The sequence below is a fragment of the endosymbiont of Galathealinum brachiosum genome (assembly GCA_003349885.1).
In the GTDB taxonomy this organism is placed as follows: Bacteria; Pseudomonadota; Gammaproteobacteria; order SZUA-229; family SZUA-229; genus SZUA-229.
In genome coordinates, this window is record QFXC01000007.1 from 706,766 (window position 1) to 726,641 (window position 19,876).

The 19,876-nt window shown below is 40.8% G+C and carries 33 protein-coding genes; 2 read left to right on the forward strand and 31 right to left on the reverse strand.

Features of this window, described 5'->3' with window-relative positions:
• Positions 1-18: 18 nt before the first annotated feature.
• Positions 19-1,404 (reverse strand): MFS transporter, encoded by a 1,386-nt coding sequence (locus tag DIZ80_05880; GenBank protein ID RDH84990.1) that lies wholly within the window; start codon positions 1,402-1,404, stop codon positions 19-21.
• Positions 1,405-1,706: 302 nt separating this feature from the next.
• Positions 1,707-2,090 (reverse strand): hypothetical protein, encoded by a 384-nt coding sequence (locus tag DIZ80_05885; GenBank protein RDH84991.1) that lies wholly within the window; start codon positions 2,088-2,090, stop codon positions 1,707-1,709.
• Between the two features lie 338 nt (positions 2,091-2,428).
• Between DIZ80_05885 and DIZ80_05890 the strand changes: the two genes are divergently transcribed.
• Complete coding sequence (locus DIZ80_05890) at positions 2,429-5,299, forward strand: excinuclease ABC subunit UvrA (GenBank protein RDH85052.1); 2,871 nt, start codon at positions 2,429-2,431, stop codon at positions 5,297-5,299.
• Positions 5,300-5,313: 14 nt separating this feature from the next.
• Entirely contained in the window at positions 5,314-5,859 is a 546-nt protein-coding gene (locus tag DIZ80_05895; GenBank protein RDH84992.1) for a hypothetical protein, read from the forward strand.
• 45 nt (positions 5,860-5,904) lie between these two features.
• Here the strand turns inward: DIZ80_05895 and rplQ are convergent, their stop codons facing one another.
• The 29 genes from rplQ to DIZ80_06040 all read right to left on the reverse strand — a co-directional run.
• On the reverse strand, positions 5,905-6,294 hold the full coding sequence (rplQ, locus tag DIZ80_05900) for a 50S ribosomal protein L17 (GenBank protein ID RDH84993.1): 390 nt from the start codon (positions 6,292-6,294) through the stop codon (positions 5,905-5,907).
• Positions 6,295-6,344: 50 nt separating this feature from the next.
• Positions 6,345-7,343 carry a DNA-directed RNA polymerase subunit alpha gene (locus DIZ80_05905; protein RDH84994.1) on the reverse strand — a complete coding sequence of 333 codons (999 nt, stop codon included), beginning with the start codon at positions 7,341-7,343 and terminating at the stop codon, positions 6,345-6,347.
• Between the two features lie 15 nt (positions 7,344-7,358).
• Positions 7,359-7,982 (reverse strand): 30S ribosomal protein S4, encoded by a 624-nt coding sequence (locus DIZ80_05910; GenBank protein RDH84995.1) that lies wholly within the window; start codon positions 7,980-7,982, stop codon positions 7,359-7,361.
• Between the two features lie 15 nt (positions 7,983-7,997).
• Positions 7,998-8,381 (reverse strand): 30S ribosomal protein S11, encoded by a 384-nt coding sequence (locus DIZ80_05915; GenBank protein ID RDH84996.1) that lies wholly within the window; start codon positions 8,379-8,381, stop codon positions 7,998-8,000.
• Between the two features lie 21 nt (positions 8,382-8,402).
• Complete coding sequence (locus DIZ80_05920) at positions 8,403-8,759, reverse strand: 30S ribosomal protein S13 (protein RDH84997.1); 357 nt, start codon at positions 8,757-8,759, stop codon at positions 8,403-8,405.
• Positions 8,760-8,815: 56 nt separating this feature from the next.
• Positions 8,816-8,929 (reverse strand): 50S ribosomal protein L36, encoded by a 114-nt coding sequence (locus DIZ80_05925; GenBank protein RDH84998.1) that lies wholly within the window; start codon positions 8,927-8,929, stop codon positions 8,816-8,818.
• 190 nt (positions 8,930-9,119) lie between these two features.
• Complete coding sequence (locus tag DIZ80_05930; GenBank protein ID RDH84999.1) at positions 9,120-10,439, reverse strand: preprotein translocase subunit SecY; 1,320 nt, start codon at positions 10,437-10,439, stop codon at positions 9,120-9,122.
• Positions 10,440-10,442: 3 nt separating this feature from the next.
• Positions 10,443-10,877 carry a 50S ribosomal protein L15 gene (locus DIZ80_05935; protein ID RDH85000.1) on the reverse strand — a complete coding sequence of 145 codons (435 nt, stop codon included), beginning with the start codon at positions 10,875-10,877 and terminating at the stop codon, positions 10,443-10,445.
• Position 10,878: 1 nt separating this feature from the next.
• Positions 10,879-11,064 (reverse strand): 50S ribosomal protein L30, encoded by a 186-nt coding sequence (locus DIZ80_05940; protein RDH85001.1) that lies wholly within the window; start codon positions 11,062-11,064, stop codon positions 10,879-10,881.
• A 5-nt stretch (positions 11,065-11,069) separates the two neighbouring features.
• Positions 11,070-11,582 carry a 30S ribosomal protein S5 gene (locus tag DIZ80_05945; protein ID RDH85002.1) on the reverse strand — a complete coding sequence of 171 codons (513 nt, stop codon included), beginning with the start codon at positions 11,580-11,582 and terminating at the stop codon, positions 11,070-11,072.
• Between the two features lie 11 nt (positions 11,583-11,593).
• A complete protein-coding gene (locus DIZ80_05950; protein RDH85003.1) occupies positions 11,594-11,950 on the reverse strand; it encodes a 50S ribosomal protein L18 in 357 nt (118 codons plus the stop codon).
• A gap of 8 nt (positions 11,951-11,958) precedes the next feature.
• Positions 11,959-12,486 (reverse strand): 50S ribosomal protein L6, encoded by a 528-nt coding sequence (locus DIZ80_05955; protein ID RDH85004.1) that lies wholly within the window; start codon positions 12,484-12,486, stop codon positions 11,959-11,961.
• Positions 12,487-12,499: 13 nt separating this feature from the next.
• Positions 12,500-12,892, reverse strand: coding sequence for a 30S ribosomal protein S8 (locus DIZ80_05960; GenBank protein ID RDH85005.1), 393 nt, complete (start codon positions 12,890-12,892; stop codon positions 12,500-12,502).
• A gap of 53 nt (positions 12,893-12,945) precedes the next feature.
• Positions 12,946-13,251, reverse strand: coding sequence for a 30S ribosomal protein S14 (locus DIZ80_05965; GenBank protein ID RDH85006.1), 306 nt, complete (start codon positions 13,249-13,251; stop codon positions 12,946-12,948).
• A gap of 20 nt (positions 13,252-13,271) precedes the next feature.
• Positions 13,272-13,811: a 50S ribosomal protein L5 gene (locus DIZ80_05970; protein RDH85007.1), complete on the reverse strand. Its 540-nt coding sequence runs from the start codon at positions 13,809-13,811 to the stop codon at positions 13,272-13,274.
• A 15-nt stretch (positions 13,812-13,826) separates the two neighbouring features.
• Positions 13,827-14,144, reverse strand: a complete 318-nt coding sequence (locus tag DIZ80_05975; GenBank protein ID RDH85008.1) for a 50S ribosomal protein L24 — start codon at positions 14,142-14,144, stop codon at positions 13,827-13,829.
• A 12-nt stretch (positions 14,145-14,156) separates the two neighbouring features.
• Positions 14,157-14,525: a 50S ribosomal protein L14 gene (locus DIZ80_05980; GenBank protein ID RDH85009.1), complete on the reverse strand. Its 369-nt coding sequence runs from the start codon at positions 14,523-14,525 to the stop codon at positions 14,157-14,159.
• Positions 14,526-14,572: 47 nt separating this feature from the next.
• Complete coding sequence (gene rpsQ / locus DIZ80_05985; GenBank protein ID RDH85010.1) at positions 14,573-14,836, reverse strand: 30S ribosomal protein S17; 264 nt, start codon at positions 14,834-14,836, stop codon at positions 14,573-14,575.
• Complete coding sequence (locus DIZ80_05990; protein RDH85011.1) at positions 14,836-15,051, reverse strand: 50S ribosomal protein L29; 216 nt, start codon at positions 15,049-15,051, stop codon at positions 14,836-14,838. The genes rpsQ and DIZ80_05990 overlap by 1 nt, the downstream gene beginning before the upstream one ends.
• Positions 15,051-15,464, reverse strand: coding sequence for a 50S ribosomal protein L16 (locus tag DIZ80_05995; GenBank protein ID RDH85012.1), 414 nt, complete (start codon positions 15,462-15,464; stop codon positions 15,051-15,053). Before DIZ80_05995 ends, DIZ80_05990 begins: the two co-directional genes overlap by 1 nt.
• 2 nt (positions 15,465-15,466) lie before the next feature.
• The gene (locus tag DIZ80_06000) at positions 15,467-16,162 is read right to left on the reverse strand and encodes a 30S ribosomal protein S3 (GenBank protein RDH85013.1); all 696 of its coding nucleotides are present in this window, start codon (positions 16,160-16,162) and stop codon (positions 15,467-15,469) included.
• A gap of 12 nt (positions 16,163-16,174) precedes the next feature.
• Complete coding sequence (locus DIZ80_06005) at positions 16,175-16,507, reverse strand: 50S ribosomal protein L22 (protein RDH85014.1); 333 nt, start codon at positions 16,505-16,507, stop codon at positions 16,175-16,177.
• Positions 16,508-16,517: 10 nt separating this feature from the next.
• Entirely contained in the window at positions 16,518-16,790 is a 273-nt protein-coding gene (locus tag DIZ80_06010; protein RDH85015.1) for a 30S ribosomal protein S19, read from the reverse strand.
• 14 nt (positions 16,791-16,804) lie between these two features.
• Positions 16,805-17,635 (reverse strand): 50S ribosomal protein L2, encoded by an 831-nt coding sequence (locus tag DIZ80_06015; protein RDH85016.1) that lies wholly within the window; start codon positions 17,633-17,635, stop codon positions 16,805-16,807.
• A gap of 12 nt (positions 17,636-17,647) precedes the next feature.
• Positions 17,648-17,947, reverse strand: coding sequence for a 50S ribosomal protein L23 (locus DIZ80_06020; GenBank protein RDH85017.1), 300 nt, complete (start codon positions 17,945-17,947; stop codon positions 17,648-17,650).
• Positions 17,944-18,549, reverse strand: a complete 606-nt coding sequence (locus DIZ80_06025) for a 50S ribosomal protein L4 (protein RDH85018.1) — start codon at positions 18,547-18,549, stop codon at positions 17,944-17,946. Before DIZ80_06025 ends, DIZ80_06020 begins: the two co-directional genes overlap by 4 nt.
• Positions 18,550-18,554: 5 nt before the next feature.
• A complete protein-coding gene (locus DIZ80_06030) occupies positions 18,555-19,196 on the reverse strand; it encodes a 50S ribosomal protein L3 (GenBank protein ID RDH85019.1) in 642 nt (213 codons plus the stop codon).
• Positions 19,197-19,397: 201 nt separating this feature from the next.
• The gene (locus tag DIZ80_06035; GenBank protein RDH85020.1) at positions 19,398-19,712 is read right to left on the reverse strand and encodes a 30S ribosomal protein S10; all 315 of its coding nucleotides are present in this window, start codon (positions 19,710-19,712) and stop codon (positions 19,398-19,400) included.
• A gap of 99 nt (positions 19,713-19,811) precedes the next feature.
• Positions 19,812-19,876 (reverse strand): elongation factor Tu (locus DIZ80_06040; protein RDH85053.1); only part of this gene is annotated, 65 nt, incomplete at its 5' end.

Consider the following 19,876-nt stretch of genomic DNA (forward strand, 5'->3'; position numbering starts at 1 on the left):
CTACCCTATATTGTTTTGTTATTTCTCATTAATGGAATATTTTAATAATGCTTCTTTATCCAACGCATGCAGCTCTACCTTAAGGTAAGCTATGCCCTCTTCCGGTACGATAACCGCTTCAGCTACGCCCTGTACTGATACCAATGTAGAAACCATCTGATTCACTTTTGATGGATCTAGTTTTCCGATTTTTAACAGATATGTACTTACATACCTCGGATTTTTCATGGTGTATGCTAACAGTAACCATACCAATAAGGCAAAGCTACACATCAGAAAAACACCCTGAGCACCTGCAACTTCATGACTCAAACCACCCAGAGCGCCACCTAAAAAGGCACCGATAAATTGACTGGAAGAATACATACCCATCGCTGTACCTTTACGGTCTGCTGGTGACATTTTAGAAACCAGTGAAGGCAGACTTGCTTCTAGCAAATTAAAGGCCGTAAAAAACACCATCATAGTCAATGCCAGGTGCCACACAGAGTCTCCACCAAAAAACAGGTTAAGCTCTGCCACCGCTAGCACACCGATGGCACCGACAAAAATCTGCTTCATACGACGCCTGGTTTCAGCAATAATAATGAATGGGACCATGATGGCAACACTGAGCAAAAACACCGGTAAATAAAGCTTCCAGTGATCAGCAGAGGCGAGTCCGGCCTGATCCTGCAAGACCAGTGGAAATGAGACAAATGTCGCCATCAGCACCATATGCAAAATCAGAATACCAAAATCAAGGCGCAATAACTGAGTATCCGCTAACACAGTTTTAAACAACGTTGGCGCGGCCTGAGTATCTCGATGAAAAATACTTTCTTTGGGCGTTGGCACCCAGACAAATAAGATAACCAGCGCAAATAATGCCAGTATGGCAGTAGCAATAAAAATGCCTGATAAACCCACTATCTGATTTAAAATGGGACCCGCTACCATCGCGATAGCAAAAGCAAAACCAATGCTTACCCCGATAAACCCCATCATTTTCAGACGGTGCTCTTCTCGTGATAAATCAGCTGCTAATGCCATTAATACCGCAGCAACCGCACCACTACCCTGTAGAGCACGTCCAGCAATAACCTCATAAATGGTATCTGCATCTGCAGCAAGTAGACTGCCAGCAGCAAAAATCAACAGGCCAATAGTGATCATTGGTTTGCGACCAAAACGGTCCGACAGCATGCCATAAGGTATTTGTAACAGCCCCTGAGTTAAGCCATAAATACCCAGAGCCAGACCAACCAGCAAAGGCGTCGCCCCTTCAAACTGGTCAGCATATAGAGAAAAAACAGGCAATATCATAAACAGGCCCAACATACGTACCGCATAGATTGCTGCGAGTGAAAACCCTGCGCGCTTTTCTAGCGGACTCCAGCTAGCCTGTTGAAAACTGTCACTCATTAATTAAATCAATCCAGAAGATGAATACTTAAAACCCGACATCTTACCTTAAAGAAGGAAGAGCTTTAAGCATAAGAACACTGCAAAATGGTTTTATCTTATTTAGAATGCAAATTTTTCTACGACAGATTTAAGGTTTAATCTGAGATTGCCAGTTCCGAGCCTAAAAATACTAACCATAGACTGCTTTCATGGTTTTTTAAGGCTATAGATTCAAAGTATATTCACTACATAACACGATAAAAAAAAGCTGGTCACTCTTCAGTGCCAGCTCTTCTTTTTAGCCATATAATGACTGGTTTTTACTGAGGTGCTACCGGTGCAGCTGGTGGTGCAGGTGCATAACCGTATGGCGCAGGTGCATAGCCATATGGTGCAGGCGCATAGCCATTGTAACCGTTGTAACCGTTATAACCGTTATAATTATTCCGGCCATTATATCCGTTATAACCGTTACCGTAACCCTGGCCGTTACCACGTCCACTTCCGCTCATATTAAAGCCAAAGTTACCATCACCCATCATGTCACCGGCGCCATTACCGTAGCCGTTATTGTAACCATTATAATTATTGTTATAACCATTGTTGTTATAACCATTATTACCAAAAGGCCCCCACCAAGCACTTGCTGTAGTTGAAGCTAATGTTAATACTGCAGTAACTGCCATTATTTTTAATTTTCTCATGCGCCTATCCTCATTTAATTGAACCGAAAATCGAATCATAGATATAGTCATAAATTTACTAAAAATCAAATGACCATAAACTTCATTTAGAATCTTAAACATCCTTTATACATACTGTAATCTGTTTACACCTTTAGTGATTGATGCATGTCAACAGCCGGCATATAAGTATATTATTAATTTTTTATAATTAAATTATTCATCGGTTATTCCCAGTTTATTTTTTAATAATCAGCTCTTCACTGATTAAATAGCCTGAGCTCAGGATCCGTAATATCTCAGAATATGGTATCCTTGTCCGTTACTTTGCAGCATTTAAAACGGCCTTTACCCCCATGATTACAGAAATCCAGATACGCGGCGCCCGCACCCACAACCTGAAAAATATTGATCTGGATATCCCCAGGGACAAACTCGTCGTTATCACCGGTCTATCGGGTTCAGGCAAATCATCTCTGGCTTTCGACACCATTTTTGCTGAAGGCCAGCGCCGCTATGTTGAATCGCTTTCAGCATATGCTCGTCAGTTTCTATCTATAATGGAAAAGCCAGATTTAGACCATATAGAAGGTCTCTCTCCGGCCATTTCAATAGAACAGAAAACCACCTCTCATAATCCACGCTCCACCGTTGGCACCGTAACGGAGATCTACGACTATCTACGTTTATTATTTGCACGTGCGGGCACACCAAAGTGCCCTGATCACAATATTGCGCTTGCAGCTCAGACCGTTTCACAGATGGTAGATCATGTACTTGAACTTCCAGAAGAAACAAAACTCATGTTACTCGCACCCATTATTCAGGATCGTAAGGGAGAGCATAAGGAGTTACTTGAGGACTTAAAACGACAGGGTTTTATTCGTGCCCGAATTGACGGCAAAACCATTGAGCTTGATGATGCCCCGGAACTTGAAAAAAACTTCAAGCACAGCATTGAAGTTGTAGTAGATCGATTTAAAGTTCGAGAAGATCTGGAGTTACGTTTAGCCGAATCTTTTGAGACTGCTTTAAACCTCACCGATGGTATTGCTCGTATTGCTTATATGGATAATTCCGACGATCCGCTAAGTAAGAATTACCAGGAAGACATTATGTTCTCTTCCCGATTTGCCTGCCCTACCTGTGGATACAGTTTAAGTGAGCTGGAACCTCGACTATTCTCTTTCAATAACCCTGCCGGTGCTTGCGGACAATGTGACGGACTAGGCCACATACAACACATAGATCCGGTTTTAGTTGTTAATAACCCTTCTCTAAGTTTACCCGGCGGTGCAGTACGTGGATGGGACCGACGTAATGCCTGGTATAACGGCATGTTAGTGAGCCTGGCAAAACATTTTGATTTTGACCTTGATAGCCCATTCAATGAATTAGAAAAAAATATTCAGAATATTATTTTATTTGGCAGTGACGAAGAAGATATTGATTTCAGTTACCCTTCTGCAAGCGGAAGAATGAAAACAAAAACACATCCTTTTGAAGGCATCATCCCGAATATGCAACGTCGTTTCCGGGAAACCGAATCGTCAGCTGTACGTGATGAAATGATAAAATATTTTACTGACCAGGCCTGCCCGAGCTGTAACGGAGAGCGTTTAAATAAAGGTGCTCGTAATGTATTTATTGCTGATCAGTCTTTACCAAAAATAACACATTTGTCTATTTATGATTGTCTGAATTTTTTTAAGGCATTAGAGCTTGAAGGAAATAAAGGTGAGATAGCTGAAAAAATTGTAAAGGAAATTTCTTCACGCTTACAGTTCCTTGTTAATGTTGGTTTGAATTATTTATCTTTAGATCGAAGTTCTGACACACTCTCTGGTGGCGAAGCACAACGCATTCGCCTTGCTAGTCAAATCGGTGCTGGTCTGGTTGGTGTTATGTATATACTGGATGAACCATCTATTGGTTTACATCAACGCGATAATGATCGCTTATTATCTACACTGGTTCATTTAAGAGATCTAGGTAATACCGTTATTGTAGTAGAACATGATGAAGATGCCATTTTAAGTGCCGACCATGTTATTGATATTGGTCCTGGAGCTGGTGTGCATGGTGGACACATAGTTGCGTCAGGCACTCCTAATGAAATAATGGAAAACAAAAAGTCCTTAACCGGCCAATATTTATCTGGAAAACTAGAAATCAGCCTGCCAGAGAAACGCATTCAACATACAGGAAAAGTATTAAAGATTAATGGCGCCAGTGGAAACAATTTACAACAGGTTACTGTCGAAATTCCAGTCGGGTTAATGACATGTGTAACAGGAGTTTCAGGATCTGGAAAGTCGACCTTAATTAACGATACTCTATATAAATTACTCGCCAGAGAAATAAATAAATCATCACTCATCCCTGCAAAATACGAAAGCTTTGAAGGTTTAGATCAGTTTGATAAAGTTGTTGATATTGATCAGGCACCAATTGGCCGCACACCTCGCTCCAACCCGGCAACCTACACTGGATTATTTACACCTATTCGTGAATTATTTGCCGGAACACAGGAGTCACGCTCACGTGGTTACAAACCTGGACGATTTAGTTTCAATGTTAAAGGAGGACGCTGTGAAGCCTGCCAGGGCGACGGTGTTATTAAAGTAGAAATGCATTTTTTACCCGATATATATGTGCCTTGTGATGTCTGTAGAAGTAAACGGTACAATCGCGAAACACTGGATATAAAATATAAGGGCAAGAGCATAAATGAAGTACTGGATATGACTATAGAGGATGCGGTTGTATTCTTTAAAGCGGTTCCAGTCATACACAGAAAACTCCAGACATTAATGGATGTGGGTCTTTCATATATAACACTAGGACAACGAGCAACTACTTTATCAGGTGGTGAAGCACAACGTATAAAACTAGCACGTGAACTTTCCAAGCGCGACACAGGTAATACGATTTACATACTCGACGAGCCAACGACCGGTCTTCATTTTCATGATGTTGAGCAGTTAATGCAGGTACTTATACGCCTCAGAGATCATGGTAATACCATCATTATTATTGAGCATAACCTTGATATTATAAAAACTGCAGACTGGATTATAGATTTAGGCCCGGAAGGCGGATCAGGTGGTGGTGAAATTATCGCTCAAGGCACACCCGAAGAAGTTTGTCAGAACGAGTCATCTTTTACCGGGCGGTATTTAAAACCTGTTTTAGAAAAACATAAAACAAGGCAGGCACAAGCCTCCTGACCTTAGTAAATTATATGATTAAACTCAGCCTGTTAATTTTATTTTTTGTAATGCTATTTTCCTGTTCTAAGGAGAACATAATCGATGAGAGATCGTACAAATTTTCAATCCCTGAAGGTTCTAAACTCATACTCAATCGTGAAATAATTATCTCATCAGGCATGGGAAGAACATTTTTTCAATCCGGCAAAGTCACAGCAGAAAAAGATTTAAATATCTATTATCCTCATTGCAGCATAACTATAAACACGCTTAAAGATAATGACCAAATTATAAAACCTGCTTCCTTTAATATTATTAAAGTTATAGACGATGAAGAGTATGTGCAGGGTTACATTTTGTATGCATCTAATAATATAAAAATTAGTTCTGATGGGCCTTTAATTACGGGGCTTGTTAGTTATTATTATTTAGAATCCAAAAGGGAACCAGATGTACGCACACTTGAATGCATACAATGGGATACCCCTTATGAAAACAGGCATTTAAGTATTGAAGAAGTCAGAAAATCTTTAGGCAATATATTCTCATTAATTATAAATAAAAACATACAGACATAAAAAAAGCCGGAACTAAGTCCGGCTTTTTTATGCAAAGAAGTAAAGTTATTCTACTTCTGTCACTTCTTCTTCAACTTCTGGGCGGTCAACTAGCTCAACATATGCCATAGGAGCAGCATCACCAGGACGGAAACCACACTTCATTACACGAAGATATCCACCAGGACGTTCTTTATAACGAGGTGATAGTTCTGTAAACAATTTACCAACCATGTCTTTATCGCGCATTCTGCTGAATGCTAAACGACGGTTTGCAACACTGTCCACTTTACCCAGAGTAATCAAAGGCTCAGCAAAGCGACGTAGTTCTTTTGCTTTTGGTAATGTAGTTTTAATTAACTCATGTTTAAATAATGAGTTAACCATATTTTGAAACATTGCCTTACGGTGGCTGCTGTTTCTATTTAATTGACGACCTGATTGACGATGACGCATTTTCTTTTACCTTAAACAGATTCTTCTGCTAATAAACTAGTCTACAAAGACTAGCTCGCTTGTTTTTCACGAATAGATGCTGGTGGCCAGTTTTCAAGACGTGCACCAAGTGACAAGCCATGAGATGCCAATACATCTTTGATTTCAGTAAGTGATTTTTTACCCAGATTAGGAGTTTTAAGTAACTCTACTTCTGTACGTTGAATTAAATCACCAATGTAATAAATATTTTCTGCTTTTAGGCAGTTTGCTGAACGAACTGTTAATTCTAGATCATCTACAGGGCGTAACAGAATTGGATCAATTTCATCCTCTTCATCAACTTGTTCCGCTTCTTCAATGCTCTGAAGGTTAACAAACGCTGATAGTTGCTTCTGTAATACAGTTGCAGCTATACGTATTGTTTCTTCTGGTTCAACTGTTCCATTTGTTTCTAAATCAAGAATCAGTTTATCCAGATTTGTGCGTTGCTCAACACGTGCACTTTCTACCGTGTAGTTAACACGAAGAATTGGACTGAAAGATGCGTCTATTGCTAGAGCGCCTACAGACGTTGTTTCAGAATCTTCAGCTGCTTTACGCTGAGTTGCTGGAACATAACCACGACCCTTAGTTATTTTAAGCGTCATGTTTAAATCAACGTTACCTGTAATATGAGCAATTACATGATCAGGATTAACAATATCAACATCATGATCTGTTGCAATATCACCAGCAGTTACAACACCTGTACCTGATTTTTTAAGCGTTAATAATGCTTCTGATTTCTCATGCATCATTATTGCTACGCCTTTCAGGTTCAGAAGAATTTCAAGCACATCTTCCTGAACACCTTCAATTGAGCTGTATTCATGTAAAACACCATCAATTTCAGCTTCTACAATTGCAGCACCTTCTATTGAAGATAAAAGTATGCGACGTAGAGCATTACCTAGCGTATGTCCAAAGCCTCTTTCTAATGGCTCTAGTACAATTTTCGCATGAGTATCGTTGTACTGATGTACATCGATATTACGTGGTGTTAGTAGTTCTTCAGATTTGCCTGACATTCGGTGAGGTATCCTTTACTTAGAGTACAGTTCAACAACGAGTTGTTCGTTTATATCAGCTGATAATTCGCTACGTTCAGGTACAGATTTAAATGTTGCTTCCATCTTACCTTCGTCTAGTGAAATCCAGTCTGCGATGCCGCGTTGCTTAGCTAACTCTAATGAATCTTTGATTCGAGTTTGCTTTTTAGATTTTTCACGTACTGAAATTTTATCATCAGCTTTAACAACATATGACGGGATATTTACAATCGCATCATTAACTAATATTGATTTATGGCTGATTAACTGGCGTGACTCATTACGAGTTGAACCAAAACCACTGCGATAAACAACATTGTCTAAACGTGTTTCAAGACATTCAAGCAGGTTTTCACCTGTTGAGCCTTTGCGTGATGCAGCTTTTTTGTAGTAATTTACAAATTGCTTTTCAAGTACACCGTAAATACGACGTAATTTCTGTTTTTCACGTAACTGGACACCATAGTCAGTTAAACGACCACGGGCACCAGGGCCGTGCTGGCCAGGTTTCTGTTCTAACTTACACTTGCTATCAAGTGAACGAACGCCTGATTTATGTTCTAGATCGACGCCTTCGCGACGACTCAGTTTACACTTAGGACCTAAATAACGAGCCACTTCTATTCTCCAGCCTTATACACGACGTCGTTTTGGAGGACGACAGCCATTGTGTGGAATTGGGGTAATATCACTGATATTAGTAATTTTAAAACCAGCATTATTCAGAGAGCGAACTGCTGATTCACGACCGGGACCTGGTCCCTTAACAAGAACTTCTAAGTTCTTAACGCCGTAATCTTTTGCGCGTGTACCAGCACGTTCAGCTGCTACCTGTGCTGCAAAAGGAGTACTCTTACGAGAACCACGGAAGCCTGAGCCACCTGCAGTTGCCCAAGATAGAGTGTTACCCTGACGATCAGAGATAGTCACGATAGTATTGTTAAATGACGCATATATATGCGCCACACCGTCAGTGACCGTGCGTTTAACTTTCTTCTTAGTTGTTGGTTTTGCCATTACTTTTACCTAATTAACCAATTATTTACGTATAGGGCGCTTAGGACCCTTACGCGTACGAGCATTTGTCTTTGTGCGCTGACCACGAAGTGGCAAGCTGCGACGATGACGGATACCACGGTTACAACCCATGTCCATCAGACGTTTGATGCTCATTGAAACTTCACGACGTAAATCACCTTCTACAGTGAATTTACCTACTTCTGTACGCAGTGATTCAACTTGTTCTTCACTTAAAGTACTTAATTTTGCCGCTGGTTCTATCTTAGTCACTGCACAAATTTCCTGTGCGCGAGTACGGCCTATGCCGTAGATATATGTCAAACCAATGACTGCATGTTTATTATCAGGTATATTAATACCAGCTATACGGGCCATTCACCGTCTCCAGAATCGCGCAAAGCGCGGCATTTTAGCGAAAAATCGCTTTTAAATCAACCTTGACGTTGCTTATGACGTGGATCTTTACAGATCACACGAACAACACCATTTCTCTTAATAACCTTACAGTTTCTGCACATTTTCTTAACTGATGCACGAACTTTCATAACTGCTTCTCACTTAAATTGTTAAAACTGAAAATTGGGCGGATTTTAGACGATCTGTAGAATATAACAAGGAATAAATAACGAACATTTAAAAGCAGCTACTTAGATATAGCGATTTAGATGTGTTAATTGTTCACAAGTGTGACATTCAAGTTGATTGTCTAGATCAACACAATTGTTCCAGCTCGGATTAAGCTTTATCGCCTAACCCTTTAAAATTGGCTTTTTTCATTAAGCCTTCATACTGTTGTGACATCATGTGTGATTGCATTTGTGCCATGAAATCCATAACAACAACCACGATGATTAACAATGAAGTACCACCAAAATAAAATGGTACATTCCAGTATAAAATTAGAAACTCAGGTAGTAAACACACCGAAGTGATATATAAAGCACCTACCAGAGTTAAACGTGTCATCACGCTATCTACATATTTAGCTGTTTGTTCACCTGGACGTATACCCGGGATAAACGCACCTGATTTTTTCAGGTTATCAGCAGTTTCTCTACTATTAAATACCAGTGCGGTATAGAAGAAGCAGAAGAAAATAATCGCTGCAGCATAAAACATTACATATATTGGCTGGCCGGGAGAAAGCGTAGTTGATAGATCAGCTAACCACTCCAAACCCTGAGTTTGACCAAACCAGCCACCCAAAGTAGCCGGAAACAAAATAATACTTGAAGCAAATATGGGCGGAATAACACCAGCCATATTCAATTTCAAAGGTAGATGGCTACTCTGTGCTGCATACATTTTACGACCTTGCTGACGCTTGGCGTAATTTACAGTAATGCGGCGCTGACCACGCTCTACGAAAATAACAAATGCGGTTACCGCGAGTGCAAGAATAAACAGAACAATTGCAGTTAATGTATGCAACTCACCTGTTCTAACTAACTCAGCAGTACCACCGATTGCAGCAGGCAATCCTGCAACAATACCTGCGAAAATGATAATTGAAATACCATTACCAATTCCGCGCTCAGAAATTTGCTCACCTAGCCACATTAAGAATACTGTGCCGGTAACCAGTGATGTAATCGCTATCACATAAAAAGATACAGTTGACTCTATATATACTAAAGGTGCTCCAGCATGTGTTTGTGATAACAACATATTCGCTACACCCATAGACTGGAACAATGCCAGTACTACTGTGCCATATCGCGTATACGTTGTTATTTTACGTCGACCTGCTTCGCCTTCTTTCTTCATCTGCTCAAGACTAGGAACCGTAACCGACAATAACTGCATAATAATTGATGCAGATATATATGGCATGATACCCAATGCAAATAAAGACATGCGTTCTAACGCGCCACCTGAGAACATATTAAATACGTCCAGGATCGTGCCAGATTGCTGATCAAAAATTGCAGACATTATTGTTGGATTTACCCCGGGAACCGGTATAAATGTACCAATACGATAAACAATCAGCGCACCCACAACAAAGAGGATGCGCTGTCTTAGTTCTTGCAACTTACTCAGATCAACTGCCATGTTTTATGCTTCTACTTTTCCGCCAGCAGCTTCAATTGCAGCTAATGCGCCTTTAGTTGCTTTAACACCCTGCAAAGTTACTGCAGATGTAATTTCGCCAGAAGCAATAACTTTCGCTTTCTTAGTAAAAGCAGGTACAACGTTTGCTTCTATTAAAGTTGCTAAAGTAACGGTATCTGTACCCAGCTTTTGAATTTCGCCTAAACGAACTTCAGCACTGTATTTTGCCATGCGTGAGTTAAAGCCAACTTTAGGTAAGCGACGTTGAAGTGGCATCTGACCACCCTCGAAACCTACTTTACGGAAACCACCATTACGTGACTTCTGACCTTTATGACCACGACCACAGGTTTTACCCTGGCCACAACCAATACCACGACCAACACGTTTACGTGATTTACGGCTACCCTCATCGGGTGAAAGAGTATTTAATAACATATTAAACTTCCTCTGACTTAACCATGTAGTTGATTTTATTAATCATTCCACGGTTTTCAGGTGTATCAATAACTTCAACAGTGTGATTCATACGACGAAGACCTAAACCTTTTGCACAAGCAATGTGCGATTTTAAGCGTCCGATTGTACTTTTCACCAATGTAACTTTGATTTTCTTCTGTGCCATGACGATTAGCCTAAAATTTCTTCAACTTTCTTGCCACGCTTAGCAGCAACTGCATCTGGAGAATGCATATTCTCTAAACCGTTTACTGTTGCACGAACAACGTTGATTGGGTTACGCGTACCGTTAATTTTTGCCAGTACATTTTTAACACCAACTGCTTCAAATACAGCACGCATCGCACCACCGGCGATAATACCTGTACCTTCAGATGCTGGTTGCATGTATACATTTGCAGCGCCGTGAATACCTGTAACTGAATGCTGTAATGTGTCATCTTTAAGATGAACTTTACGCATATTTTTACGGGCTTTATCCATTGCTTTCTGAATAGCTGCTGGTACTTCTTTAGCTTTACCATAACCGATACCGATAGTACCGTTACCATCACCTACTACAGTAAGCGCTGTAAAACCAAATTGACGACCACCTTTTACTACTTTAGCAACACGATTTACAGTTACTAATTTTTCAATAAAATCGTCAGACTTTTCTCTTTGATTGTTTCTATCTTGTGCCATAGTCTTTGCCTTTAAAATTCCAGTCCGTTTTCACGTGCAGCGTCAGCCAGTGCTTTAACACGGCCATGGTATTTAAAACCAGAACGATCAAATGCTACGGTAGTTATACCAGCTGCTTTTGATTTTTCAGCAATGATTTTACCCACTGTTGTAGCTGCATCTGAATTACCAGAATTTTTAATTGCCGACTTAACATCAGCATCTAAAGTAGAAGCAGAAGCTAACGTCTTGCCACCGTCTGCAGAAATAATTTGTGCATACATGTGGCGAGGCGTACGGTGGATACATAAACGATCAGCACCTAATTCACGAATTTTCATTCGCGTACGAGTAGAGCGACGAACTCTGATTTGTTTCTTTGATTTCATCTTAGCCCCTACTTCTTCTTAGCTTCTTTACGGATAACATATTCATCAGCGTAACGAACACCCTTACCTTTATAAGGCTCTGGTGGACGATATGCACGAATTTCAGCTGATACCTGACCAACTTTCTGTTTATCCGCACCTTTAACCAGGATTTCAGTCTGGCTAGGTGTTTCAATTGTGATTCCCTCAGGTACTGCATAATCTACAGGATGAGAAAATCCTAATTGAAGATTTAAAGATTGACCTTGTGCTTTTGCACGATAACCAACACCGATTAGCGTTAGTTTCTTTTCGAAACCTTCAGATACACCTGTAACCATGTTATTAACTAAAGAACGCATTGTTCCAGTCATTGCCCATGATGCATCAGTAACTGCTGTGAAGTTTAAAACCTCACCATCCTGTGCGACATTTACAGTTTCGTGTAAATCGATATTAAGATTACCCTTAGGGCCTTTTACATTTACTGAACGACCTGAAATTTTTACTTCAGTTCCAGACGGTACAGTAATTGGTTTTTTTGCTACGCGTGACATTTCAAATACCCCTTTATGATACTGAGCAGACTAACTCACCACCAATGCCTGCAGCACGTGCAGCTCGGTCAGTCATCATACCAGTTGAGGTTGAAACGATAACGATACCTAATCCATTCAGGATTGATGGTAATTCGTCTTTATTTTTGTAGACGCGAAGACCTGGGCGGCTCATGCGATCGATTGTATCGATAACTGGCTTACCATCGTGATACTTCAACGAAACAGACATCTCAGCCTTTGCACCTTCAGAAACAGAATAATCTTTAATATAACCTTCGTCTTTTAAAACTTTAGCTATAGATTGTTTCATATTAGATGCAGGCATTGTAACTTCTACTTTAGAAGCTGATTGTCCATTACGAATACGTGTCAGCATATCTGCTATTGGATCTGACATACTCATAATCTATTTACCTTACTCTTAATATACATAAAAAATTTAAAATTGAACCTGCTCTACCAGCTAGCCTTAACTAGACCTGGTACATCACCGCGCATCATAGCTTCACGTAATTTAATACGTGAAAGACCAAACTTACGGTAGTAGCCATGTGGACGACCAGTAATCTGGCAACGGTTACGACTACGACTAGGACTTGAATCACGAGGTAATTTTTGCATTTTAACCTGTGCTTCCATCTTAGCTTCAAAATCTGCTTCAGGATCTTTTAGAATCGCACGTAATTTTGCACGCTTTTCGAAATCTCTTGCAATTAATTTTGTACGCTTTTTTTCGCGCTGAACCATCGAAGTTTTTGCCATGATTTACTCTTTATCTCGAACTAGTTTTTAAACGGGAAGTTAAATGCTTTTAATAAAGCCTTTGCTTCTTCGTCTGATTTTGCATTAGTTGTAATGGTGATATCCATTCCGCGAATTTTATCGATTTTTTCATAATCGATTTCAGGGAAGATAATCTGTTCCTGGATACCCATGCTGTAATTACCACGGCCATCAAAAGATTTACCATTTAAACCACGGAAGTCACGAATACGCGGTACAGAAATACTGATCAAGCGATCAAGGAATTCGTACATGTTGTCTTTACGTAGTGTTACTTTGCAGCCAATCGCAGAACCTTCACGCAGCTTAAATGCTGCAACAGATTTTCTTGCCATTGTTTTAACTGGTTTCTGACCCGCAATCTTTTCCATATCAGTATAAGCGGCTTCTACAACCTTCTTATCAGATACGCCTTCACCAACACCCATATTAAGTGTGATTTTTTCAATGCGAGGAACCTGCATAGGGTTTGCATAACCCTGGCTTTCCATCAATTGCTTAACAATTGTGTCTTTATATACTTGCTGTAGTCTTGCCATTGTTCCGCTTTCCTACTAAACGTCTACGTTTTCGTTATTAGACTTAAAGACGCGAATTTTTTTGCCATCTTCTAAAGTCTTGATACCTATGCGATCACCCTTATTTGACGCTGGGTTGAAAGGCATTATGTTAGAAATGTGTATAGACATTTCTTTTTCAATAATTCCGCCTTCAACACCTGCCATTGGGTTTGGCTTAGTGTGTTTCTTTACCACGTTGATATTTTCTACCATAACGCGATCATTTTTAAGGATGCTCATTACTTTGCCACGGCGACCTTTGTCTTTACCCGTAGTTACAATAACTTCATCACCTTGTTTAATTCTTTGCATATCAATAAGCCTCTACAATACTTCAGGAGCTAGAGAAATAATCTTCATGAATTTCTCATTACGCAGCTCACGTGTTACAGGGCCAAAAATACGTGTACCAATAGGCTGCAAGTTAGCGTTCAAAAGAACTGCAGCATTATTGTCAAAGCGAATAAGTGAACCATCAGGGCGACGGACGCCTTTAGCAGTACGAACTACCACTGCATTGTACACTTCACCTTTTTTAACCTTGCCTCTAGGAATCGCTTCCTTGATGCTAACTTTTATAACATCACCAATTGCCGCATAACGACGGTGAGAACCACCAAGTACTTTAATACACTGTACTCGGCGTGCTCCACTGTTGTCTGCTGCGTTGAGAACGGTTTGCATTTGAATCATGACGACACCAAATTTCTATTTATCTATATTTAACGGGTTATGCTGTTTTAAACAGCAGTTGATTTCTCAACAACTTTAACCAGTTTCCAGGATTTCGTTTTTGAAACCGGTGCACACTGCTCTATTAATACAGTATCACCAATTCCACACTCATTCGCTTCATCATGAATGCTCAACTTAGTTGAACGATTAATGATTTTGCCATAAAGAGGGTGCTTAACACGACGCGAAATAGTTACTGTTGCTGATTTCTCAGCTTTATTACTAGTAACAACACCTTGTAGTGTTTTTTGTATTTTATCTGCGCTCATTATGCTTTACCCGCTTGTTTTTTCTCAGCAAGAATTGTCTTAACACGTGCAATATCACGACGTGCATTTTTAAATAGATGTGGTTTAGACATCTCGCCAGCACCTTGCTGCATACGTAAATTAAACTGTTCTTTACGTATATTCAGAATTTCTTCTTTAAGACCTGCTTCGTCTTTTTCTCTTAGCTCTTTTGCCAAATTATTTGAATTAGCCATTACATCACCGTACGGATAACAAAGGTGGTTTTAATTGGCAGCTTTGCTGCCGCTAATGAAAAAGCTTCTCTCGCTAATTCTTCAGACACACCTTCCATTTCGTATAAAACAGATCCTGGCTGAACTTTAGCAACCCAATGATCCACGTTACCTTTTCCCTTACCCATTCGAACTTCTAATGGTTTGTTAGAGATTGGCGTATCTGGAAAAACTCGAATCCAGATTTTACCCGTACGTTTTACGTGACGAGTCATTGCACGTCGAGCTGCCTCGATTTGGCGAGCCGAAATACGACCTCGTGCCATTGCTTTTAAACCGTACTCACCAAAGCTCACTTTGTTACCATTTTGAGCTAAACCGCGATTACGACCTTTAAAAGCTTTTCTAAATTTAGTACGTTTAGGTTGAAGCATGATTATCTACCACCTTTTTTAGGCTTAGATTCTTGCTGAGCAGCGTTACGCTTCTCTTCAAGACTGAATACTTCACCTTTATAAATCCAGACTTTAACACCTAGAATACCGTAAGTAGTTAATGCTTCAGCAAAACCGTAATCGATGTCTGCGCGAAGTGTATGTAATGGCACGCGGCCTTCCATATAACATTCGCTACGTGCAATTTCAGCACCATTCAAACGACCACCAACCTGAATCTTAATGCCCTGACCGCCCATACGCATAGTATTCTGCATAGAACGTTTCATTGCACGACGAAACATAACGCGTCGTTCAAGCTGTTGCGCAATACTTTCTGCAACTAATTGAGCATCAAGCTCAGGCTTACGTATTTCTTCAATATTGATTTTCACATTATTAATGTGAAGACCTAAAATCTTAGATACTTCTTTACGCAGGATCTCAATATCCGCGCCTTTTTTGCCGATAACAACACCAGGGCGAGCCGTATGAATTGTTATAACTGCTGCGCGCGTTGGACGTTCAATCTGAATGCGACTTACATTTGCAGCTGCTAATTTCTTTTTCAGAAACTCACGAACTTTAATGTCAGCATTTAACAGTAAAGGATAATCCTTGCTGTTTGCATACCATTTTGCGTTCCAGTCTGAGGATATACCCAGACGAATCCCGACAGGATGTACTTTTTGGCCCATTCTGCTTCTCTCTTAACTATCCGAAACCGTAACCGTTATATGGCTACTACGTTTTAAAATTCGATTAGCACGACCTTTTGCGCGGGCTTGAATGCGCTTCATTGTCGGACCTTCGTCTACAAAAGCTTTTGATATCTTTAACTCATCGATATCAGCACCTTCATTGTGCTCAGCATTTGCAATTGCTGACTCTAGTACTTTCTGTACAAGACCTGCAGCTTTCTTATTGCTGAATGTTAAAATATTTAGCGCCTGCTCTACAGACTGGCCACGTATTTGATCAACAACCAGACGAGCCTTCTGAGGCGATATACGTGCGTAGCGATGCTTTGCTAATACTTCCATCATATACTCCTTACTTAGACTTTTTGTCAGCAGTGTGACCGCGGTAAGTACGAGTCAGAGCGAATTCACCCAACTTGTGACCTACCATATTCTCGTTAACTAAAACTGGAATATGTTGACGACCATTATGTACTGCAATTGTTAAACCAACCATTTCAGGGAAAATAGTAGAACGACGCGACCAGGTTTTAATTGGACGACGATTTTTTTCTTCTACTGCCTTCTCGACCTTAACCATCAGATGATGATCAATAAATGGGCCTTTCTTTAATGAACGTGGCACTCTAATACCCTCAATTATTTACGGTTGTTACGGCGACGAACAATCATATTGTCTGTGCGCTTATTGCTACGAGTCTTCTTACCTTTCGTAGGCGTACCCCATGGAGATACAGGATGGCGACCACCAGAAGTACGGCCTTCACCACCACCATGTGGGTGATCTACCGGGTTCATCGCAACACCGCGAACGGTTGGACGAACACCACGCCAGCGCTTAGCACCCGCTTTACCCAGTGAACGCAAACTATGCTCACTGTTACCTACTTCACCAATTGTTGCACGGCAATCAATGTGAATCTTACGCATTTCTCCAGAACGTAAACGAACTGTTGCGTACATGCCTTCACGTGCAACCAACTGAACTGATGCACCTGCACTACGTGCAATCTGTGCGCCTTTACCCGGCTTCAGCTCAATACAGTGTATTGTTGAACCTACTGGTACATTTCTTAAAGGCATAGCATTACCGCTTTTAATCGGTGCCGCTGAACCTGAAGAAATCGCATCGCCAGCACTCACACCCTTAGGCGCAATGATGTAACGACGCTCACCATCTGCGTACTTTAATAAAGCAATATTTGCAGTACGGTTTGGATCGTACTCTAAACGCTCAACTACAGCTGGAATGCCATCTTTTGTACGTTTAAAATCGATAATACGATAATGTTGTTTATGACCACCACCAACGTGTCGAGTCGTAATACGACCCGCATTATTACGTCCGCCATTACGAGACTGAGCCTCTAATAGTGGACCGTATGGAGCGCCTTTATGTAGTTCATGGTTTACAACCTTAACTACGTGGCGACTACCCGGTGAAGTTGGCTTGGATTTTACTAATGCCATTGTCTCAGCCTTCTAGTTTGCACCAGCTAAAGCGATATCCTGGCCTTCAGCCAGTTTAACGTACGCTTTACGCCAGTCAGAACGTTTACCCATGCGTTGACCAAATCTCTTGGTCTTGCCTTTTACATTCAGTACTCTTACTTGAGCAACTTTCACTTCAAACAGCTCTTCAACAGCTTGCTTGATTTCAGTTTTCGTTGCTGAAGTATGCACTTTAAATACATGCGTTCCAGATGCATCTGCAGTCATTGTAGACTTTTCAGATATATGTGGAGCTAACAGCACCTGAAGAATTCTTTCTTGTTGCATCATGACAACCATTCCTCAATTGCGCGTAATGAACCTACAGTCATCACAACGTTTTCTGCGCCAACTAGATCAACTGCTGACATACCTGCCACATCAGTAATTTCTACCTGGTGTAAATTTCTTGCTGACAAATACAGATTTTCATCACCTGTTTCTGTCACGATCAGTACTTTCGATACTTCAAGATCATTCAACTTGGCAACCATGCCTTTAGTCTTAGCTGAGTCAACCGTGATATCTTCAACAACTTTCAGACGATCCTGACGAACCAGCTCAGAAAGAATCGAACTGATTGCAGCACGATACATTTTCTTATTCAGCTTAACTGAATGATCACGTGGTGCCGCTGCGAATGTTTGACCACCCGAACGCCAGATTGGACTACGAATAGTACCTGCACGAGCACGGCCCGTACCTTTCTGACGCCATGGTTTAGCACCACCGCCGCTTACTGCCGCACGATTCTTTTGCGCTTTAGTACCTGAGCGCGCACCCGCAAGAAATGAAACAACTGCCTGATGAACAAGGCCTTCGTTAAACTCTCTTGCGAATATTGCGTCTGCAACAGAAACCTTATCGCTTGCTTTATGTAACTGAAGATCCATTAGATCTAACCCCTTTTAACTTTAATTGCAGCGCGCACTATAACGTCGCTACCTTTAGAGCCAGGCACTGAGCCTTTTATCAATAATAAGCCGCGTTCTTCATCAACACGAACCAGTTCAAGAGTTTGCGCAGTGCGCTGCTTGTCACCCATGTGACCCGCCATTTTCTTACCCTTGAATACACGACCAGGCGTCTGACACTGACCGATAGAACCAGGAGCACGATGAGATATAGAGTTACCGTGCGTAGCATCCTGCATCTGGAAACCCCAGCGCTTAACACCACCAGCAAAACCCTTACCAATCGACTTACCTGTTACATCAACTTTCTGACCTGCTTCAAACATAGTCAAAGGAAGCTGAGAACCTGCTTCAAGCTCAGAAGCTCCGTCTAAACGGAACTCCCATAAACCGCGACCAGCTTCAACACCTGCTTTCGCATAGTGACCAGCTGCAGACTTCGTTACACGAGATGCACGACGTGAACCCGTTGTAATCTGAATAGCGTCATAACCATCTGACTCAACAGTCTTAACCTGAGTTACCAGGTTAGGCGCTACTTCTACAACCGTTACAGGAATTGATACGCCGTCTTCAGTAAAGACGCGAGTCATTCCAACTTTTTTACCAACTAAACCGATGGCCATGTCTGTATTCCAAAATATTATCAGGAGCTAGCTTCATATAGATAGGCTAACCCCTTGATTTAACTTAATTTACGCTTCTGATAAGTTCGGCCCAAGCATGTGCTGGGCCGAACGAGGCGCGAATTCTATCATAGATCTTTTAGCATCACTACATTTGTTTCAAAAATATTGCAGTGATTTAAGCTTTATTCAAAACTGGGATTAATTCAGTTTAATCTGAACATCAACACCCGCCGCAAGATCAAGCTTCATAAGCGCATCAACTGTTTTATCAGTTGGATCTACGATATCCATTAAACGTTTGTGAGTACGCAATTCATACTGATCACGCGCATCTTTGTTAACGTGTGGAGATATCAATATCGTAAAACGCTCTTTCTTAGTAGGCAAAGGAATTGGACCCTTAACATGAGCTCCGGTACGCTTTGCTGTATCAACAATCTCTGCACATGAACGATCAACTAACTTGTGATCAAATGATTTAAGACGGATACGGATTCTTTGACTTGCTGCCATAATTTTTACTCTTTAAAAAACACTATTCTAAGATAAGTGAGTAGTTATTAAATAATCACCCGATACCAAACATACCGGGCAACCAAATCTGCTAAATATTTATTCTGTGATTTTTGAAACCACACCAGCACCTACAGTACGGCCACCTTCGCGTATTGCGAAAC

Excerpts from the sequence above, each read along its gene's own strand:
- DIZ80_05880 (RDH84990.1), bottom strand. The coding sequence starts at position 1,404 with ATGAGTGACAGTTTTCAACAGGCTAGCTGGAGTCCGCTAGAAAAGCGC.
- DIZ80_05885 (RDH84991.1), bottom strand. The coding sequence starts at position 2,090 with ATGAGAAAATTAAAAATAATGGCAGTTACTGCAGTATTAACATTAGCT.
- DIZ80_05895 (RDH84992.1), top strand. The coding sequence starts at position 5,314 with ATGATTAAACTCAGCCTGTTAATTTTATTTTTTGTAATGCTATTTTCC.
- rplQ (RDH84993.1), bottom strand. The coding sequence starts at position 6,294 with ATGCGTCATCGTCAATCAGGTCGTCAATTAAATAGAAACAGCAGCCAC.
- DIZ80_05905 (RDH84994.1), bottom strand. The coding sequence starts at position 7,343 with ATGTCAGGCAAATCTGAAGAACTACTAACACCACGTAATATCGATGTA.
- DIZ80_05915 (RDH84996.1), bottom strand. The coding sequence starts at position 8,381 with ATGGCAAAACCAACAACTAAGAAGAAAGTTAAACGCACGGTCACTGAC.
- DIZ80_05920 (RDH84997.1), bottom strand. The coding sequence starts at position 8,759 with ATGGCCCGTATAGCTGGTATTAATATACCTGATAATAAACATGCAGTC.
- DIZ80_05925 (RDH84998.1), bottom strand. The coding sequence starts at position 8,929 with ATGAAAGTTCGTGCATCAGTTAAGAAAATGTGCAGAAACTGTAAGGTT.
- DIZ80_05930 (RDH84999.1), bottom strand. The coding sequence starts at position 10,439 with ATGGCAGTTGATCTGAGTAAGTTGCAAGAACTAAGACAGCGCATCCTC.
- DIZ80_05935 (RDH85000.1), bottom strand. The coding sequence starts at position 10,877 with ATGTTATTAAATACTCTTTCACCCGATGAGGGTAGCCGTAAATCACGT.
- DIZ80_05940 (RDH85001.1), bottom strand. The coding sequence starts at position 11,064 with ATGGCACAGAAGAAAATCAAAGTTACATTGGTGAAAAGTACAATCGGA.
- DIZ80_05945 (RDH85002.1), bottom strand. The coding sequence starts at position 11,582 with ATGGCACAAGATAGAAACAATCAAAGAGAAAAGTCTGACGATTTTATT.
- DIZ80_05950 (RDH85003.1), bottom strand. The coding sequence starts at position 11,950 with ATGAAATCAAAGAAACAAATCAGAGTTCGTCGCTCTACTCGTACGCGA.
- DIZ80_05955 (RDH85004.1), bottom strand. The coding sequence starts at position 12,486 with ATGTCACGCGTAGCAAAAAAACCAATTACTGTACCGTCTGGAACTGAA.
- DIZ80_05960 (RDH85005.1), bottom strand. The coding sequence starts at position 12,892 with ATGAGTATGTCAGATCCAATAGCAGATATGCTGACACGTATTCGTAAT.
- DIZ80_05965 (RDH85006.1), bottom strand. The coding sequence starts at position 13,251 with ATGGCAAAAACTTCGATGGTTCAGCGCGAAAAAAAGCGTACAAAATTA.
- DIZ80_05970 (RDH85007.1), bottom strand. The coding sequence starts at position 13,811 with ATGGCAAGACTACAGCAAGTATATAAAGACACAATTGTTAAGCAATTG.
- DIZ80_05975 (RDH85008.1), bottom strand. The coding sequence starts at position 14,144 with ATGCAAAGAATTAAACAAGGTGATGAAGTTATTGTAACTACGGGTAAA.
- DIZ80_05980 (RDH85009.1), bottom strand. The coding sequence starts at position 14,525 with ATGATTCAAATGCAAACCGTTCTCAACGCAGCAGACAACAGTGGAGCA.
- rpsQ (RDH85010.1), bottom strand. The coding sequence starts at position 14,836 with ATGAGCGCAGATAAAATACAAAAAACACTACAAGGTGTTGTTACTAGT.
- DIZ80_05990 (RDH85011.1), bottom strand. The coding sequence starts at position 15,051 with ATGGCTAATTCAAATAATTTGGCAAAAGAGCTAAGAGAAAAAGACGAA.
- DIZ80_05995 (RDH85012.1), bottom strand. The coding sequence starts at position 15,464 with ATGCTTCAACCTAAACGTACTAAATTTAGAAAAGCTTTTAAAGGTCGT.
- DIZ80_06000 (RDH85013.1), bottom strand. The coding sequence starts at position 16,162 with ATGGGCCAAAAAGTACATCCTGTCGGGATTCGTCTGGGTATATCCTCA.
- DIZ80_06005 (RDH85014.1), bottom strand. The coding sequence starts at position 16,507 with ATGGAAGTATTAGCAAAGCATCGCTACGCACGTATATCGCCTCAGAAG.
- DIZ80_06015 (RDH85016.1), bottom strand. The coding sequence starts at position 17,635 with ATGGCATTAGTAAAATCCAAGCCAACTTCACCGGGTAGTCGCCACGTA.
- DIZ80_06020 (RDH85017.1), bottom strand. The coding sequence starts at position 17,947 with ATGATGCAACAAGAAAGAATTCTTCAGGTGCTGTTAGCTCCACATATA.
- DIZ80_06025 (RDH85018.1), bottom strand. The coding sequence starts at position 18,549 with ATGGATCTTCAGTTACATAAAGCAAGCGATAAGGTTTCTGTTGCAGAC.
- DIZ80_06030 (RDH85019.1), bottom strand. The coding sequence starts at position 19,196 with ATGGCCATCGGTTTAGTTGGTAAAAAAGTTGGAATGACTCGCGTCTTT.
- DIZ80_06035 (RDH85020.1), bottom strand. The coding sequence starts at position 19,712 with ATGGCAGCAAGTCAAAGAATCCGTATCCGTCTTAAATCATTTGATCAC.